Origin of the sequence: Brevibacillus brevis NBRC 100599, assembly GCF_000010165.1 — a bacterium.
Classification (GTDB): domain Bacteria; phylum Bacillota; class Bacilli; order Brevibacillales; family Brevibacillaceae; genus Brevibacillus; species Brevibacillus brevis_D.
The window spans coordinates 3,808,757-3,822,461 of the sequence record NC_012491.1; the positions used below are offsets into that span (position 1 = coordinate 3,808,757).

16 protein-coding genes and 1 riboswitch are annotated in these 13,705 nt (G+C 47.9%); of the genes, 3 read left to right on the plus strand and 13 right to left on the minus strand.

The features are described 5' to 3' along the window. Positions 1–5 precede the first annotated feature (5 nt). From plsX to BBR47_RS18230, 10 genes are all read right to left on the minus strand, one after another. Entirely contained in the window at positions 6–1,013 is a 1,008-nt protein-coding gene (gene plsX, locus BBR47_RS18185) for a phosphate acyltransferase PlsX (RefSeq protein ID WP_015891899.1), read from the minus strand. Positions 1,014–1,026: 13 nt separating this feature from the next. After that, entirely contained in the window at positions 1,027–1,617 is a 591-nt protein-coding gene (gene fapR, locus BBR47_RS18190) for a transcription factor FapR (RefSeq protein ID WP_015891900.1), read from the minus strand. Positions 1,618–1,744: 127 nt separating this feature from the next. Next, a complete protein-coding gene (locus tag BBR47_RS18195) occupies positions 1,745–2,713 on the minus strand; it encodes an ABC transporter ATP-binding protein (RefSeq protein ID WP_015891901.1) in 969 nt (322 codons plus the stop codon). Positions 2,714–2,724: 11 nt separating this feature from the next. Then, on the minus strand, positions 2,725–3,513 hold the full coding sequence (locus BBR47_RS18200) for an ABC transporter permease (RefSeq protein ID WP_015891902.1): 789 nt from the start codon (positions 3,511–3,513) through the stop codon (positions 2,725–2,727). Positions 3,514–3,517: 4 nt separating this feature from the next. Next, positions 3,518–4,297, minus strand: coding sequence for an ABC transporter permease (locus tag BBR47_RS18205; RefSeq protein WP_015891903.1), 780 nt, complete (start codon positions 4,295–4,297; stop codon positions 3,518–3,520). A 183-nt stretch (positions 4,298–4,480) separates the two neighbouring features. Then, on the minus strand, positions 4,481–5,242 hold the full coding sequence (locus BBR47_RS18210; RefSeq protein ID WP_015891904.1) for a DeoR/GlpR family DNA-binding transcription regulator: 762 nt from the start codon (positions 5,240–5,242) through the stop codon (positions 4,481–4,483). 151 nt (positions 5,243–5,393) lie between these two features. After that, positions 5,394–5,564 (minus strand): 50S ribosomal protein L32, encoded by a 171-nt coding sequence (gene rpmF, locus BBR47_RS18215; RefSeq protein ID WP_005834357.1) that lies wholly within the window; start codon positions 5,562–5,564, stop codon positions 5,394–5,396. A 140-nt stretch (positions 5,565–5,704) separates the two neighbouring features. Continuing rightward, the gene (locus tag BBR47_RS18220) at positions 5,705–6,223 is read right to left on the minus strand and encodes a YceD family protein (RefSeq protein ID WP_015891905.1); all 519 of its coding nucleotides are present in this window, start codon (positions 6,221–6,223) and stop codon (positions 5,705–5,707) included. A gap of 84 nt (positions 6,224–6,307) precedes the next feature. Next, positions 6,308–7,375, minus strand: coding sequence for a SepM family pheromone-processing serine protease (locus BBR47_RS18225; protein ID WP_015891906.1), 1,068 nt, complete (start codon positions 7,373–7,375; stop codon positions 6,308–6,310). Continuing rightward, complete coding sequence (locus BBR47_RS18230; RefSeq protein ID WP_015891907.1) at positions 7,372–8,166, minus strand: patatin-like phospholipase family protein; 795 nt, start codon at positions 8,164–8,166, stop codon at positions 7,372–7,374. The genes BBR47_RS18225 and BBR47_RS18230 overlap by 4 nt, the downstream gene beginning before the upstream one ends. A 147-nt stretch (positions 8,167–8,313) precedes the next feature. Here BBR47_RS18230 and ylbJ point away from each other — a divergent pair, with 147 nt between their 5' ends. Then, positions 8,314–9,546 carry a sporulation integral membrane protein YlbJ gene (ylbJ, locus tag BBR47_RS18235; protein WP_015891908.1) on the plus strand — a complete coding sequence of 411 codons (1,233 nt, stop codon included), beginning with the start codon at positions 8,314–8,316 and terminating at the stop codon, positions 9,544–9,546. Position 9,547: 1 nt separating this feature from the next. Here the strand turns inward: ylbJ and coaD are convergent, their stop codons facing one another. Together coaD and rsmD are read right to left on the minus strand one after the other, a co-directional pair. After that, complete coding sequence (gene coaD / locus BBR47_RS18240; protein WP_015891909.1) at positions 9,548–10,027, minus strand: pantetheine-phosphate adenylyltransferase; 480 nt, start codon at positions 10,025–10,027, stop codon at positions 9,548–9,550. A 47-nt stretch (positions 10,028–10,074) separates the two neighbouring features. Next, positions 10,075–10,641: a 16S rRNA (guanine(966)-N(2))-methyltransferase RsmD gene (rsmD, locus tag BBR47_RS18245; RefSeq protein WP_015891910.1), complete on the minus strand. Its 567-nt coding sequence runs from the start codon at positions 10,639–10,641 to the stop codon at positions 10,075–10,077. A gap of 444 nt (positions 10,642–11,085) precedes the next feature. On the opposite strand from rsmD, the gene BBR47_RS31320 reads away from it, so the two are divergent. Then, positions 11,086–11,229 (plus strand): hypothetical protein, encoded by a 144-nt coding sequence (locus tag BBR47_RS31320; protein ID WP_016743266.1) that lies wholly within the window; start codon positions 11,086–11,088, stop codon positions 11,227–11,229. Between the two features lie 123 nt (positions 11,230–11,352). After that, positions 11,353–12,312, plus strand: coding sequence for a Ku protein (locus BBR47_RS18250; RefSeq protein WP_015891911.1), 960 nt, complete (start codon positions 11,353–11,355; stop codon positions 12,310–12,312). A 61-nt stretch (positions 12,313–12,373) separates the two neighbouring features. On the opposite strand, the gene BBR47_RS18255 is transcribed toward BBR47_RS18250, so the two are convergent. Then, positions 12,374–13,255 (minus strand): cation diffusion facilitator family transporter, encoded by an 882-nt coding sequence (locus BBR47_RS18255; protein ID WP_015891912.1) that lies wholly within the window; start codon positions 13,253–13,255, stop codon positions 12,374–12,376. Between the two features lie 246 nt (positions 13,256–13,501). Beyond that, positions 13,502–13,614, plus strand: a riboswitch (TPP riboswitch). Positions 13,615–13,705 lie beyond the last annotated feature (91 nt).

Here is a 13,705-nt window from a genome sequence, read left to right on the forward strand (position 1 = left end):
CTGCTTCACTCGCTTTCTCCCAAAGTATTTTTCTGTAATGATTGCTGGATAACCTCGTTCACGTCCTGCTGAACAAACCGCGTAGCACTGACGATCGCGTTTTTCATTGCACGCTCATTCGAGGAACCGTGAGCCTTGATCACAGGGGATTTCAATCCCAACAAGGGAGCTCCACCGTATTCCGCATAATCCATTTTCTTTTTAAAACGAACCAATCCAGGTTTCAGAATGGCCGCTCCTAGCTTATTAATCAGGCTGGAAGTAAACTCCTGCTTCAACTGCGAAAAGATTGTGGAGGCTGCACCCTCTACGGCTTTTAACAAAACATTTCCTACAAAGCCGTCGCATACGAGCACATCACAGGCTCCTTGCATAACATCGCGTGCTTCCACATTTCCTACAAAATTCAAGTCAGCTTCTTGAAGGAGAGGAAAAACAGCTTTCGTCAATTCGTTTCCTTTTCCTTCTTCCGTCCCGACATTGAGCAAGCCTACTGTCGGACGCTCAAAGCCCAACACTTTCTCAGCATACAAGCTCCCCATCACCGCGTATTGTACGAGCTGATGTGGCTTGGCATCCATATTGGCTCCGACGTCTAGCGTCAGTGTTACGCGGCCTTTTGAATTCGGGATATAGGCACAAAGCGCCGGGCGCTCGATTCCATCCATGCGTCCTGCGTAGAGCAAGCCCGCTGTCATTAAAGCGCCCGTATTTCCTGCCGAAATCATCGCGTCGACTTTTTTCTCGCGCGCCATCTCAACTGCTACGACCAGCGAAGAATTCTTCTTACGCCGAACAGCTCGAACCGGTTCATCATCTGGCAAAATCACTTCCGCTGCAGGAACGATTTCAATGTTTGCCGGAATATCCTGCGGCAAATGGTTCCGAATAGCCTGTTCATCTCCCACCAATACAACTGTAATGGCCGGGTTTTCCTTGATGGCAGCAAGCGCCCCTAATACGGTACTCTTCGGTGCGTGATCGCCGCCCATCGCATCCACTGCAATTCGCAACCGTGATTCCTCCTTACTCGTCATCCATGCTGTTATGGTAGCTCGACATTTCAACTACCCGGAAGGTTGCGGTAAAGACCAGTTCACCTTGGACCTTCGTCTCTACGCGCACCTTGCATTCGTCGCCGTTACGGCTTCTCACCACTGCTTTGGCAACCAGCTTTTCCCCTGTTCGTACAGGACGGACAAAGCGGATCCTCGCCGTAGCTGTCAACGCTACGTCTGCGTTAATTACTGCTACTGCCAACGAGTTGGCCTGAGCAAATATATAATGCCCTCTGGCAATTTGTGTTTTGGAGAAAACGTGTTCTTCTTTTATTTCCAATACGGAAATAGCCTGTGAATCAAGCTGCAAATCAACCATTTCACCTATGATTTCATCGATGCCCAATGATTTTACAGGATCAAGACTTTTCTCTGCGACTGTCTTGATACGTTCACGCAGCTCCGGTATCCCTAATTCCAGTCGGTCTAAACGTATGGTTTGAATACTGACATGAAATAACTCAGCCAGATCTTCGTCCGTCGCAAATGGGTTATCCGCCAGATACTGCACCAAGCGAGACTGGCGATCTTTTTTTGGCAAGCGGGCGATGCCGAACACCCCCTTAAGCAGGATTCAGTTGTACTATGTATGATTGCGATCTGTTTTTAATACCTGGTACCAAAACACAGTATAAGGGAGAAGATGTGGAATTACAAGTATGGATCGCGAAATTAGGTAGCCGTCCCTACCGATAAATGAGACGAATGATCTCCTCAATCCCCGGTTCTTTCATCTGGATGTCCAAAGGTTCACCCCACCCCGCCACTTCGGCAAGGATTCGCGGCGAAGAAATTTTTCCTTTGTCGAAGTAAATCGAAAGTACGTTCTCTGAAAGCTCCATCCGCTGGATTCCCTCTAGGTCGTAAAGCTTTTTGGGCGGTTGTCGAAATTCAATTCGTATGAGGCTTGGCAGCCCTATCTGTTGCCGCAATTCAGTCAAGCTCGTATCCATCATCTTTTTGCCATGATTAATCACGATAATCCGGTTGCAGAGTTGTTCAATATCGTCCATATCATGAGTCGTCAATAGAATGGTCTTCTTCTGGGTCTGATTCACTTCCTTCAAAAAAGCTCTGATGCGCGTCTTCGCAACCACATCCAACCCAATCGTAGGCTCGTCTAAAAACAGGACAGGAGGATCATGCAGCAGTGCCGCCGCTAAATCAGCTCTCATCCTTTGACCTAACGACAACTTGCGCACAGGCGTATCAAGGAATTCATGGAGGTCCAGCAGTTCCTGATACACCTCCATCGATCGCTGATATAATTTGTCGTCAATCTTGTACATCGCTTGCAAAATTTCGAAGGAATCTCTGACTGGCAAATCCCACCACAGCTGTGTTCGCTGCCCGAACACTACTCCGATCTGTGAGGCTACCTGAATTCTTTCCCGCTGTGGACTATATCCGCCTATTCGTATTTCCCCCTGACTGGGATGAAGAATTCCTGCCAGCATTTTGATTGTCGTCGATTTTCCTGCGCCATTCGGCCCGATATATCCTACGAACTCGCCTCTGTCAATGGAAAAGGAGATATCATGGACGGCTTTGACTTCCCTTCGTTCACGAGAAAAGAGTGTTCGTAGAGAAGCAAAGCGCCCCTCTTTGGCTTGATTCAGGAAAAATGATTTTTCGATGTGCTTTGCTTCAATCATGTTACCCCTCCTTAGCTCCCTGTACTATGGTAGTGTCGAATCCCGACATTCCACAGCATACGAGCGGAATAAAAAGCAAACGCTGCGGCTACCGGGGTGAGTATTGGATAAAACCATTCGCCCCCTTTGCCCAAAAGCGTCAACATTGGCAAATAATTCATGTACGCGATCGGTATCGCTGAGAAAAACAGCCATTTGAGCCAGTTTGGATAGAGCCCGATCGGATAATTGGAAGCATTGGCCGGCGCATAAATGGTAAAGGTCAGCATGTCTTTCATCTGATGCGTCCAAAAAGCGACCCCAGCCGTAGCAAGTCCAATCGAGAAATAAATCACGCCGCCAGACAAAATAGCAACCGGTGAGAATAGCACCAACCCTATAATCGATTTTCCGTCCGCCGCAAGACCCGACAAGGAGATGACCAAAACAGACACCCCTTGTACCAACCCTCCCACTCTCGACAAATCAAGATTGCGTGTCAATAGCAGAAGCAAAGGCGAAACAGGACGGATGAGCAATTGATCGAGCTCCCCTTGTACGATGTACTTCTCAAAGTCGTTAATTTCCGGGGCAAACAGCCGATACAAGGAGACAGATGCCGAGGAAATCCCGTAAAGCATCCCAACCTCGTAAATATTCCAGCCGACCACATCGTGAAATCGATACAAAATCGCAGAGAGAATAATAAAATCAAGCACCATAATCATTCCGGTCGTGGCAGCGCTCGTGACAAAATTTATCTTGTATTGCATTTGCGAGCGAATGCTGGCCGCAATCAGTTTGCGATAGAGGGCAAACATGTGGTTATCCTCCTTGAATTTCTAGCTTTCTTCTTGCCATATTCGTCACCAATAAAGCAACTGCCGTTAAAACGAGTGCCCAGCCGGCTTGTACAAGCATGCCATAAGGAGGTGCAAGCTCTAGCAAAGTCATGACCGGATAATAAATCATTGCCGAAAAGGGCAAATAAGGCGCTACCTTTCCAATGACCCCGGGCATCAAGTCTATCGGAATCATTTGTCCGCCTAACCCAAAGATCAATGACAAAAGGATGAGGTGTACCCAGCGAATTTCTGTCGTCCAGAAGGAAGAAATGCCCGCGAGATAAAAGAGCAGCATGCCTATGTACGTTCCTAGTAGAAGCGAGAGGATAAACCAGAAGTAAGTAAACGGCTGGGAGGGAAAAAAGAAGCCCACCGCTAATCCTAGCAGCAAGCCAATCGGAACACTTCGGTAACAAGCGTTGTACAGAAGTCGCCCAAACTCCTGGCTGAGCATGTACCAGAGATAGTGAACAGGCTTGATCATATCCAGACTGACAGCCCCGCTTCTAACCGCGATTTGCACATTCAGACCTGGGGACAAAAATGTTGTCATCCAGAGAACACTTTGGCAAATCGCGATGTAAAACCCCATTGTTTTGACATCATAGGGGCCGTAAACTTGTTTTCCAGAAAGGACCCCTGTCCAAATGGCAATAAAAACAAGCCCAAAAATCGAGCTTGCGACATTGTTGACGACATGTGATAAACGATACTGAAGATTTCGACGATAACTCTTGTGAATAATCCGCCAATAGACCATAAAACCCTCCTCTTGGAAAAGTCAGGATTACCAGAATAGCAGGGGCCGTACTCAAATGCAAGAAAAAAGAAAGAGCCCTTCCCTTTTGAAGGACTCTCCCTGATAAATCCATTTGCTGTCACGCTGGTCACCCATTCACGCCAGCCAAATGGAACTTATCCTCTTCTTTATGGATCAATAGCTTCATGTGGAAGCTACAATCACCTCTACATCGTTGGCGTGCAAGGCCTCAGCTATTTCCTTTTCAGGCAGCTTATCGGTCACGATAATATCGATCTGGTCAAAACCTGCAACGCGATACAGCATGCTTTTTCCAAACTTGGTATGGTCGGTGAGTATGATCACCTGATCGGCCCGCTTGATCATTTCTTTAATCAGAAAGCCGTGATCCTCCTGCGTGGACATGAGCCCTTCCTTTGTAAGACCGCATGCACCAACCAGTACTTTATCGACATGAAAATCAGCGAGGTTTTGAATCACACGTGTACCGAGCACACATTGATCTTCTGCATGTACGTCTCCGCCCAATAGCTTGACAAGAACGCCTACTTTTCGGGACATACTGGCGGCAGTCGCTAATGAATTCGTAATGATGACATGGTCGCGGGTCTGTAACGATTCCACTGCGAGCTGAACAGTTGTGGAAGCATCGAGTAGCATGTAATCGCCGTCTTTGATCAGACGAGCAGCCGCTGTCGCAATACTGCGCTTTCCTGTCAAATCAAGCTGCATTCGTTCCTGATGGGAGTAGTTCTTTTTGTTGAGGCTGGGCAGTACCGCTCCTCCCCTGGTCCGCAGGATTTGCCCCTGCTCCTCCAGCTTGACGATATCACGCCTCGCTGTGTCACGGGAAACACCAAACTGCTCAACTACCTCCTGCACACTGATACGCTGGTGCTCCTGCAAATATGCAAGAATTGCAGCGAGCCTCTCCTCTTGAAACACGAAGCCTCAACCCCATCCTTATCTTGCCTTCATTATAAGTCATTTAAGCAAAAGTTACAAGCGATAATAAGCATTTATAAGTAATCATAAGTAATAAGAAGGAACAAAAAAAGCAAGGCGATTTCTCACCTTGCTTTCTTAGCAGCGAATATTACTTCGCTACTTTCACGCCTTTGTAGTGACCGCAGCTTGGGCAAACACGATGCGCAAGCTTGTATTCGCTGCAATTATCGCATTTGATCATGCCTGGAATCTCTAATTTGAAGTGCGTACGACGCATTCTTTTACGGGTTTTGGAAGTTCTCCGTTGAGGTACTGCCATCTTCCTTACACCTCCTTCAACTGACAAATGCTAAGAAGCTCTATTGGGTGGACAGTATAGGCAAAATGCTTATGCCATCCTTCAAAAATGAGACGCTGCCACGAATGGTCGGCGAATCATCTTGAATACGGTAAGAATACTTATTTGCTGTCTTTGAAAAAGTCAGCCAACCCAGCCAATCGCGGGTCAACACGCTCATTCTTGCAGCTGCATGCCACTTCATTACGGTTTACACCGCAAGTCGGGCACAGACCTTTACAATCCTCCTCGCAAAGCGGGAAGGTCGGCATAGCCAGTAAGAAATCCTCTTGAAGCAGTGAGTCCAACTCGATTTCATCGCCTTCCAGAGGAAGGATATCGCTGTCCTCATCATCTTGCAGGATCGGATCATCCGAAAGCGCAAATGTCTCAGAGAAATCTACTGTTGCCTGATCGACAAAAGGATTCAAGCATCTCGCGCAGACAAAATTCACATCTGCCTTCATGCTTCCTTTTACGTAATAGAGATTGCCCAGCTGTACGGCTTCACCACTCGCAGTCACAGGAGTAATCCCACGAATCTCATGATGGCGCTTCTTCAGCTCATCTGCATCCAGAGTTACCTGGAATGGCAACGGCTCTCCTTTTCGGTGCTCTAACTCTGCTAACTTAATGTTCATAGCATTTCACCTCATGCACAACAAAGATGATTATAGACCCTGCCCAAAGCTTTGTCAACCATTTTTGCTTGACAGCTAGTTTGCTCAGGTAGATTTCGGTTTTTGAGCATTCAAGTAGGTAATCGCTTCTTCTACCGTCTTGATCGGAACCACTTTCATTGACGTTCCAATCCGCTTGGCAGTTGCTAACGCCTCCTCGTAATTGGAGCTCGTATCTGGCGTATCCTGTGGAGCAAAGAAGATCTCTGCACCCGCTTTGTCCGCTGCGATTACCTTTAAATTAATGCCACCGATCCTGCCTACTTTTCCGTCTAACGAAATCGTGCCTGTTCCTGCAATTTTATAGCCTTTTGTCAAATCCGTCTCCGTATTTAACTGGTCATAAATCTCCAGCGTCATCATCAACCCCGCAGAAGGACCACCAATCCCTTGAGAGGCAATGGTTACTTCTTTTGGAATGATGATTTCCTGTTTGTTGTCAGGGCGTACACCAATTCCAACTGACTTGGATTCAGGTAGTGGTTCCAAGGTTAACATCGTTTTGGCCTCTTGTCCATCTCTTGTGTACGTAATTTCGACTTGATCGCCTGCTTTTTTTGCAGAGAGGGCTGTCAGCAAATCTTTTGCCTCAGATGTGCGAACCCCGTCTACATACGTAATGACATCACCGATTCGCAATGTTTTATGGGCAGGGAAGCCTTCCAAGGTACCCATCACCCACACGCCCTGCTTTTCGATTTTCACTTCGAAACCAGCAAGACGGAATGCGACTGCCTCCGCAATTTTTTGTGAATTGTCCATGACTGCTTGTTCTCGACGGATAAAATCTTCGCTGTCCTCGCCCTTGCTGACAACCAGTTCCTTGGGCAACAGCTCAACATCCTGCGCCATTTTTGCATACCAATACCACGGCAAATTCGCTTCGCCCATTCGAACTGTCGTTAGCATGAAGGAGCCGGTCTCGTCCTTCTTCCCGCCCTCCACTTGGATCATCGGCCCCAACTCAATCGCTGAACCCGGACGACTCACGTAATAATTCGTCGGTACAAAAAAAGAAATACCCAACAAGACAAAAACCAAGGCAAGTATCCAGCTAAAGCCTCTGGTTCCTGAAGATCTTCGTCTGTTGGCATAAAGCTGTTCCTCACTCATTCTTGTGCCTCCCAATTTGCAATTCGTTCCTGAATGCGTTCGATATGTTCAGTACCCGCACGTTCGCCTAGCTCGATTATTTCTTCGACACCCGTGTATGCGATACTGCTATAGTGTCCAACATCCGGCCTGATTACGATGTCTGCCGCAATGATTCGATGTCGCAGAATTTCCCTTTCCATGACATCAATGGTTTGGGCGATAACATCAAAAATACTTTTGACCTCCACCCGCGTATCGAATTGGGCGACATCTACCGCAATCACGATATCGGCACCCATTTCACGCAGCACTGTCACCGGTACACGATCAATGACTCCTCCGTCGACTAAAAGCCGCCCCCCTACTTTTTCAGGGACGAAGATGCCTGGAATGGATATGCTCGCTCTCACTGCTTGATCAATTGGGCCTTCCCGAAATACCACTCGCTCCCCTGTTTCAATATCCGTCGCCACAATGGCAAGCGGCTTGTTCAGCTCTTCCAAGCGCTTCCCGTGCGTTAACAGGCGAATCAATTGCTTGATCTTTTCCCCCGTAACAAAGCCCATGCTGGGTACAGTTAAATCGAGCCAATGCTTACGTTTTAAATTCATGGCAAGCTTTCCCATCATGCTCGGTTCAATCCCGTTGGCATAGACGGCCCCAATCAGACTGCCCATACTGGAGCCAGCCAGCATGTCAATCTGGATACCATGTGCTTCTAACGCATTCAATACACCAATATGTGCAAAACCGCGAGCACCCCCAGAACCCAGGGCTACACCCACGATTGGTTTACGCTTTGTCTGCATGGAAAAACCCCTCCCTGTAACCAGCCTATGTGGTAAATCGCTGAACCTTTCACACTTAGGAGAGATTCGTCGACCAAGCTTACGCATAGTTCTCCCGCCTGCCACGTAGACATGTACTACTACTTTTCTTCGATTCAGGAGGAATCCATGTCACGCCACTCACCCGTCCTTACCTTGTTGCTCGCCATCTCGACCGTTTTCATTGTTATTGCGTTGATTGCTTACTCGCAGATATCTTTTGAAGCTGCCGTACGCGGTCTAAAGATATGGTGGGAGGTAGTTTTTCCCTCTACCCTTCCCTTTATTGTGCTATCTGAGGTGTTGATGGGTCTGGGCGTCGTCCATTTCGTCGGCGTGTTACTGGAGCCATTGATGCGCCCACTGTTTAACGTTCCGGGCACTGGCGGATTCGTACTGGCTATGGGCTTCTCGTCCGGCTATCCGGTAGCCGCAAAGCTGACTACACGCCTGCGTCTGCAAGGCAATGTGACGAAGGCTGAGGGTGAACGTCTCGTCTCTTTTACAACAACAGGAGACCCCTTATTCGTCATGGGAGCAGTGGCAATCGGCTTTTTCCACAGCGAGCAAATGGGCGTCATTTTAGCCCTGACTCATTACTTGTCAGCTGTACTCATGGGCGTAATCTATCGTTTTCATGCGCCTTTTGCGATTACTTCAGCCCCATTGGAGAAAAATTCACTTCCTCTTCCTTTACGGGCCTTGCAAGCGATGCATCGGGCACGTATCCGCGATCGTCGTCCGTTCGGAAAATTAATGGGAGAAGCCGTGCAATCCGCTCTGAATACACTGCTTATGATCGGTGGCTTCATCATTGTTTTCTCGGTATTAATCCAACTTTTCTCCACAATTCATCTGACGCAAATCATCAGTACGCTTCTCTCGATTTTTCTCGGTCCCTTTGGTTTTCCACCAGCCTTCTCCCAAGCAATCGTGGCTGGATTGTTCGAAGTAACCCTTGGCGCACAGGCAGCGAGCATTGTGCCTAATGATGTTTCCTTGGTCTGGAAAGCAGCCATTGCCAGTGCGATATTGTCCTGGGGCGGTCTGAGTGTTCACGCACAGGTCGCAAGTATCTTGAGTGAAACGGATATTCGTGTCGCCCCTTACTTGATTGCCAGATCCCTGCATGCTTTGCTAGCTGCGATTTTGACCTTTGTCCTTTGGGGGCCACTTGCCACAGTCAGTTCCTGGTTCGCCGAGAAAGCCGTCCCTGTATTTGTGCATGCGAAAGCTGAGATTCCTGCGACGAGTTGGTGGGAGACCTTCCTATTATCAGGGGGACTCGCCATCGGCGTCGGTGCGATTCTGTTGTGTACCAGCCTGACCCTTTCGCACATGAACCGCAGCAAGACGCGATAATCTACTCAGCCATTTTTCGCTTCAGTGCCTCTTCTACGATCGGCGGCACTAAATCGGCGACACTCGCCTTGTACTTCGCAACTTCCTTTACAATACTTGAGCTCAAGTATGAATATTGATTGTTCGTCATCATGAAAAACGTTTCAATATGTTCGTCGAGCTTTTTATTAATCGAGGCGACTTGCATCTCATATTCAAAATCAGAAACAGCACGAAGGCCACGAATGATCACCTGTGCGCCCTTTTTGTTCATATAGTCAATTAACAAGCCGTCAAAAGAGTCCACTTCAACATTTTTCATGTCAGCCGTTGCCTGACGAAGTAATTCGACACGCTCTTCTACGCTGAATAATGAATTTTTCTTTGAATTGATCAAGACGGCGACAATGACCTTATCAAAAACGTTGGCACCCCGCGCAATAATGTCGAGATGCCCATAAGTAACAGGGTCAAAGCTTCCTGAACATACGGCAATTGCCATAGCGGGTTATCCTCCCTTCGTGCTCTTTTCGCACCTTGATGTAAAAGTTAGGCGTGTGGCTCCAAATCGTAATAATACACGGTAACGGCCGTATCCCCATACTTTGCCGCTCGATCCTTCACACAATGACCAATCGCATCCGGAAAGGAGTCTGCGATATCATGCTCAGCCACGATCCACGCTCCGTCTGCCAACATTCCCAGCTCCTGCAACATCTCGATTTCTTCTACGATCTTTTGCTGGGCGTATGGCGGGTCCAAAAAGACGAGGTCAAATTTTTGATTGCGGGTACTCAGTGTGCGAATAGCTCGCTCCGCATCCATTCGATATAGCTCGGCATAATCGTCTAGCCTGCAAGTGCTGACGTTTTCCTTTACCACGGCAAATGCTTTTTGATCTCGCTCCACGAAAACAGCTCGATCCGCGCCCCTACTCAATGCCTCGATCCCGAGACCACCTGTTCCTGCGTATAGGTCCAATGCCCATCCGCCATCGAAATACGGGCCAATCATATTAAAAATCGATTCTTTGACTTTATCGGTTGTCGGTCTCGTTCCTTTTCCCGGAACAGCTGCCAACCGTCTTCCTCTGTGTTCTCCAGCGATGACTCGCATACTCATTTCACCTGTCTGCTTTCCTAATATGTATGTTTTAAGACGCGATTTTCTAAGACTGAGAATGATATCATACTATCACAACTGCATACACCCGTAAAATTAGCAACTGGAAAAATTTATCGCAAGAAAGGTATATAACCCCATTCAATTGGAAAAGATGTTGAATAGCGACGCAACGGTGTCGCTGACAACCGCGGAGAAGACTTACGTTTCCCCATAAGCTCTTCCTCCGGTTTCTCCTCTCCCATAATTGAAAGGCTGTTCACTTAGGCGCACGACGTGTCTGATAGGAGCATTTCGTGCCATCGCTCCCTTCACCGGGAGGAGTTGAACGGTCGCCCCTCGTCATTTGGCGATGGGGTATTTTTTTGTGTCCAGCACATACTACATATACCTGCAACACCTTCTTCATGTAGCTTGCCTGAAAGGAGTGAGTCATTCATGGCAGAAAAGCGACCGTCCGCACAAAAGCTGAAGGCGTCCAAAGCCCAGTCCATTGCAGACCGCACAGGCAAAGACGTCGAGCTGGCGCGTGACATGCAATCGCGTGCAGATCAATCGGACATCGTCAAACATGGACAGTAGCTGCATACAATAGCCAGCCGCATCGAATCGGCTGGCTTTTTACTTTTCCACCTTCAATTCCCTCGGCACTTCTTTTAAGCGGATACAGATACTAAACAAAATAACTGTGAAGGAGGTATCCGCATGCATACGGTGTGGAAGGGCTCAATCAGCTTCGGCCTCGTCAATATACCTGTTCGTATGTTTACTGCAACGGAAGAGCGCGATATTCGCTTTCGTCAACTGCATAAAGAGTGCAATACCCCGATCAAGTACACGAAAATGTGCCCGCACTGTCAACGCGAGGTCGATACGAGCGAAATCGTCCGTGGCTTCGAATACGAAAAAGGACATTTTGTCATGATCGACGATGACGATCTGGAAGCCATTACGCCAGAAACACGCAGAGCCATTGAAATTATCGACTTCGTAGACTTGTCGGAGGTCGATCCCGTTTATTTTCATAAGAGCTATTTCCTATCTCCACAGGACACTGGCGAAAAAGCATACGCCTTGCTGCGATCGGCTATGGAACAGACAGGAAAAATCGGCGTTGCACAGGTGACGATGCGCAATCGGCAAAGCCTGGCCGTTATCCGACTGTATGAACATTGCATCATGCTGGAGACGATCTTCTATCCAGATGAGGTACGTCCCGTCAGTCAAGTACCTGCCTTGCCTGAAGCCACTGTACAGTTGGCCGAAAACGAACTGAAGATGGCAACTGAGCTCATTAGCAATATGACGATCCCTTTTGATCCGGCAAAATATACGGATGAATATCGATCCGATCTGCAAAAACTGATTGAGAAAAAATTGGAGGGTCAGGAGATCGCCACTGCACCTACCGTGGCAAGAACCAATGTTATCGATCTCATGCAGGCCCTAAAAGAAAGCTTGGAATCTACAGCTGGTCAAGCCGCTATGCCCATCAAAATCGAGCCCGAACCAACTCCGTCAAAGCCTGCGCGAAAACGTACCACCGCTGCCTCCTCGTCCGAAAAAGAGCAGGCATCGAAAAAGGCGGCACCAGCCAGTCTGAAAAAGACTACGACTACTTCTACAACCAAAACACTCCGCAAAAAGAAGGCTACTTCTGGTTAGCTGCACACACAAAAAAACCTGCCCACACTGGACAGGTTTTTTTGTATTCCCATGACGAAATCTAGCTAGGCGCCATTTTTCTACACGGTTCAATATGGATATGAACGGCGTTAATGCGGTGAATCTTGCGCATCTGTTCTTCAATTTTTTCGGTGATGGTGTGACTCTCCACCACATTCAGACCGGGATCTACATGGATCACAACATCAACCAGCACGCTGCTCCCATGGTAGCGAGCTTTGATGTCACTGATATCCCTTACCCCTGAAATCGAGGAAATCGTAGCCCGCAGGTCCGCAAGGTCGCTCTCGTCAAACCCATCTGTCAAACGGTGGGTTGCTTCCCTGAAAATGTCCCACGCAGTCTTCAAAATGATGAGACCAACAACAAAAGCAGCTAACGGATCGAGCCAATGCAATTGAAACTGTGCGCCAGCCACCCCGATAAACGTCCCGATACTGACGAATGCGTCTGAACGGTTGTCAGCCGCTGCTGCATCTAGTGCTTGGCTGTTTGTTTTGATAGCGAGCTTTTTATTGTAGCGATAGACAAAAAGCATAATGACCGCAGTCGCAAGTGCTGTCCACCCTGCCAACAGGTCAGGAGCCGAATTTTTCGGGTCAAACAAGGATGGTACAGCATTCGTAATAACCTGAACTCCGACAAATAGCATAATAAATGATGCGACAAGTGCTGAAATCGTCTCCGCCCGGAAATGGCCATACGGGTGATCATTATCAGGTGGTTTCCTTGCAATACGCAGCCCGATCAAAACAGCAATCGATGCGACAACATCTGTTGAGTTGTTAAGACCGTCGGCCATTAAAGCTTCTGACGCAGTGACATACGCAACTCCTATTTTTAATACAGAGCAGAAAATGTAGGCGAAAATACTCACCCACGCTCCACGTTCTCCTTGTTTTAGATCCGAATAAACATCCATACCTCATCACCTCAAAATACTTCTCCATCCTGCTTCGACAGCGATGAATATCAAAGCGCTGGAAGCAGTTGCTTTTTTTCGAACTTCATCGTAACAGATCGGAATCATGTGGGTCTACAGAAACAGTTTTAGTCCGATTCACGAGAATAGGGGGGAGGAAAATGTGTTGCACACCTGCAATTTCCTGCTGGAAAATTTCCCTTGAATTTAAATGGACTTCCCGTTATCCTATTCTTGCAATCCAAAATAAAAAAGCACGGGAGCTTGGGATTCACCAGGCTGAGAGGATGGTACTGTGCCATCGACCGTTGAACCTGAACTGGGTAATGCCAGCGGAGGAATGTCATATACGACACGAAAAGACGCGCGTATCTTTAGGATACCCGTTTCTTCTCTACTCTCGCGTTGGCGTCGCATATTGTTTATGCGGCGCTTTTTCGCGGAAGTTTC

Excerpts from the sequence above, each read along its gene's own strand:
- BBR47_RS18195 (WP_015891901.1), bottom strand. The coding sequence starts at position 2,713 with ATGATTGAAGCAAAGCACATCGAAAAATCATTTTTCCTGAATCAAGCC.
- BBR47_RS18200 (WP_015891902.1), bottom strand. The coding sequence starts at position 3,513 with ATGTTTGCCCTCTATCGCAAACTGATTGCGGCCAGCATTCGCTCGCAA.
- BBR47_RS18205 (WP_015891903.1), bottom strand. The coding sequence starts at position 4,297 with ATGGTCTATTGGCGGATTATTCACAAGAGTTATCGTCGAAATCTTCAG.
- rpmF (WP_005834357.1), bottom strand. The coding sequence starts at position 5,564 with ATGGCAGTACCTCAACGGAGAACTTCCAAAACCCGTAAAAGAATGCGT.
- BBR47_RS18220 (WP_015891905.1), bottom strand. The coding sequence starts at position 6,223 with ATGAACATTAAGTTAGCAGAGTTAGAGCACCGAAAAGGAGAGCCGTTG.
- BBR47_RS18225 (WP_015891906.1), bottom strand. The coding sequence starts at position 7,375 with ATGAGTGAGGAACAGCTTTATGCCAACAGACGAAGATCTTCAGGAACC.
- BBR47_RS18230 (WP_015891907.1), bottom strand. The coding sequence starts at position 8,166 with ATGCAGACAAAGCGTAAACCAATCGTGGGTGTAGCCCTGGGTTCTGGG.
- ylbJ (WP_015891908.1), top strand. The coding sequence starts at position 8,314 with ATGTCACGCCACTCACCCGTCCTTACCTTGTTGCTCGCCATCTCGACC.
- coaD (WP_015891909.1), bottom strand. The coding sequence starts at position 10,027 with ATGGCAATTGCCGTATGTTCAGGAAGCTTTGACCCTGTTACTTATGGG.
- rsmD (WP_015891910.1), bottom strand. The coding sequence starts at position 10,641 with ATGCGAGTCATCGCTGGAGAACACAGAGGAAGACGGTTGGCAGCTGTT.
- BBR47_RS31320 (WP_016743266.1), top strand. The coding sequence starts at position 11,086 with ATGGCAGAAAAGCGACCGTCCGCACAAAAGCTGAAGGCGTCCAAAGCC.
- BBR47_RS18250 (WP_015891911.1), top strand. The coding sequence starts at position 11,353 with ATGCATACGGTGTGGAAGGGCTCAATCAGCTTCGGCCTCGTCAATATA.
- BBR47_RS18255 (WP_015891912.1), bottom strand. The coding sequence starts at position 13,255 with ATGGATGTTTATTCGGATCTAAAACAAGGAGAACGTGGAGCGTGGGTG.